Raw genomic sequence first — 1,616 nt, 5'->3', positions numbered from 1 at the left:
CCCTTCGGGCGATAGGCCAAACATAAAGCGTCGCGGGATGGAGCAGTCCGGTAGCTCGTCAGGCTCATAACCTGAAGGTCGCAGGTTCAAATCCTGCTCCCGCAACCAAAATATCTCAAGAAATACAATATCTTACGCAGCGCGCATGTGGTGCTCGTTGTGCTACGCAAATGCGCGGTGCTACGATGGTGCTACGGCTGGGGCGAAGAAATCCACCAAACGGAATGCCAAGCTAAACAGCGCGACGCAAGAAACCGAAATGTCCGCTCCCAGCCCGAAGCAGGCACATCCTGAGGTGCTCAGGTCGATGAAAGCAAACGTTCAAGGGGTGTGTCATGACTGGCTGCAATGCGAACAAGGACGAAATCGCCATTGGTCTGCATGAAGTCGATGGCCGGTTTGAATAAACAAATTATTCAATTCCGTATGAAAGCACTTCAACGCCACATGTTTCGGCCATGGAAATCGCCAACGAAGCAGCATCATTGCCTTTGCAGTTCCCCGTAAAATCGCAAACTGCAGCAGAAACGCTTACGCCAGAACAGCTAGAAGAAGAACCACCTAAGGCACGGCAAATTCCTTCACCAAGGTCATCGTTGCCAATATTACCGCACTGGTAGGAAGGATTGCCGCCCGCCATGCAAATGGCAGTTCCAAGACTCATGGTAGCGGGACATTCATAAGAAGCGCTTCCACCAGCGATGCAAACTCCCTGAGCGTATTTCATTGTAGATGGGCATTCGTATGTAGCGCCTCCGCCAGCGATACAGACGCCAGCACCGAGGCTCATTGTAGAAGGGCATTCGTATGTAGCGCCTCCGCCAGCGATACAGACGCCAGCACCGAGGCTCATTGTAGAAGGACATTCATATGTAGCGCCTCCGCCAGCGATACAGATTCCAGCACCAAGGCTCATTGTAGAAGGGCATTCATAAGAAGCGCCTCCGCCAACTTCACACACTGCATGCCCTTGAACTTTTCCACCTCGCAAAAAAATCGGAGACAACATCTGTGATATCTTGCAGAAATTTGCTATTTCACCGTACGATTGCCCTATTCCGTGCGTGGGCAAACTTACAGCCAACATCAGGCTAATAGCGCACATTATTTGGCGGAGCATTCTCGGTTCTCTATATTCAATCGGTCCTGCTATTCGCAAGTTTACCATACCGGAGAACATGTTTGAAAACGTGGCATCCTACAAGACCAGTTTTGGAGCATACGCCAAACACCTCACTCGACGCCGCCATTGTCTTTTTAGATTTCTTTGGAAAGCAGCCATTCGTGAAAAATGCAGCATTTGACACTGCCGGGCTCTTAACAGGCATTCGCCGCATATAGCTCGAAGGTCTGCTATCGGGAAACCGCTCAAACTTTGGAAAATCCGCTTCCTGCGCAAAGCTGCCGTTCTTGTCCTAAAGCACGACTGATTTTCCCGATAGAATCTGCCAGATGACGGCAGCCATGTCCAGGTTGGGTTCATGACTGATGACCTGCCCCCCGAGGCTCCCTCATTCATAACGAGAGTCTGCGGGTCTGGTTTTCATAGTCTTCGGTTTCGTTTTGGGCAAGCGCGCCGGGCGCGGAGCCCTCAAATTGCTCAAGCGTCCGGCGCG

Annotated in this window: 1 protein-coding gene and 1 tRNA gene; one reads left to right on the top strand and one right to left on the bottom strand. The window is 51.5% G+C overall.

All coding sequences use genetic code 11. The features are described 5' to 3' along the window. Positions 1-31: 31 nt before the first annotated feature. Positions 32-108 (top strand) — tRNA-Met (locus KPG71_RS19570). 304 nt (positions 109-412) lie between these two features. Here the strand turns inward: KPG71_RS19570 and KPG71_RS19565 are convergent. Further along, positions 413-727: a hypothetical protein gene (locus KPG71_RS19565; protein ID WP_216340438.1), complete on the bottom strand. Its 315-nt coding sequence runs from the start codon at positions 725-727 to the stop codon at positions 413-415. Between the last annotated feature and the right edge of the window lie 889 nt (positions 728-1,616).

The organism is Roseovarius sp. PS-C2 (genome assembly GCF_018862045.1).
Lineage (GTDB): Bacteria > Pseudomonadota > Alphaproteobacteria > Rhodobacterales > Rhodobacteraceae > Roseovarius.
The sequence above is the reverse complement of the archived record's forward strand: the minus strand, read 5'-3'. Positions and strand labels throughout refer to the sequence as shown.

Coding starts and splice junctions, on each gene's coding strand:
- KPG71_RS19565 (WP_216340438.1), bottom strand. CDS start 727: ATGAAATACGCTCAGGGAGTTTGCATCGCTGGTGGAAGCGCTTCTTAT.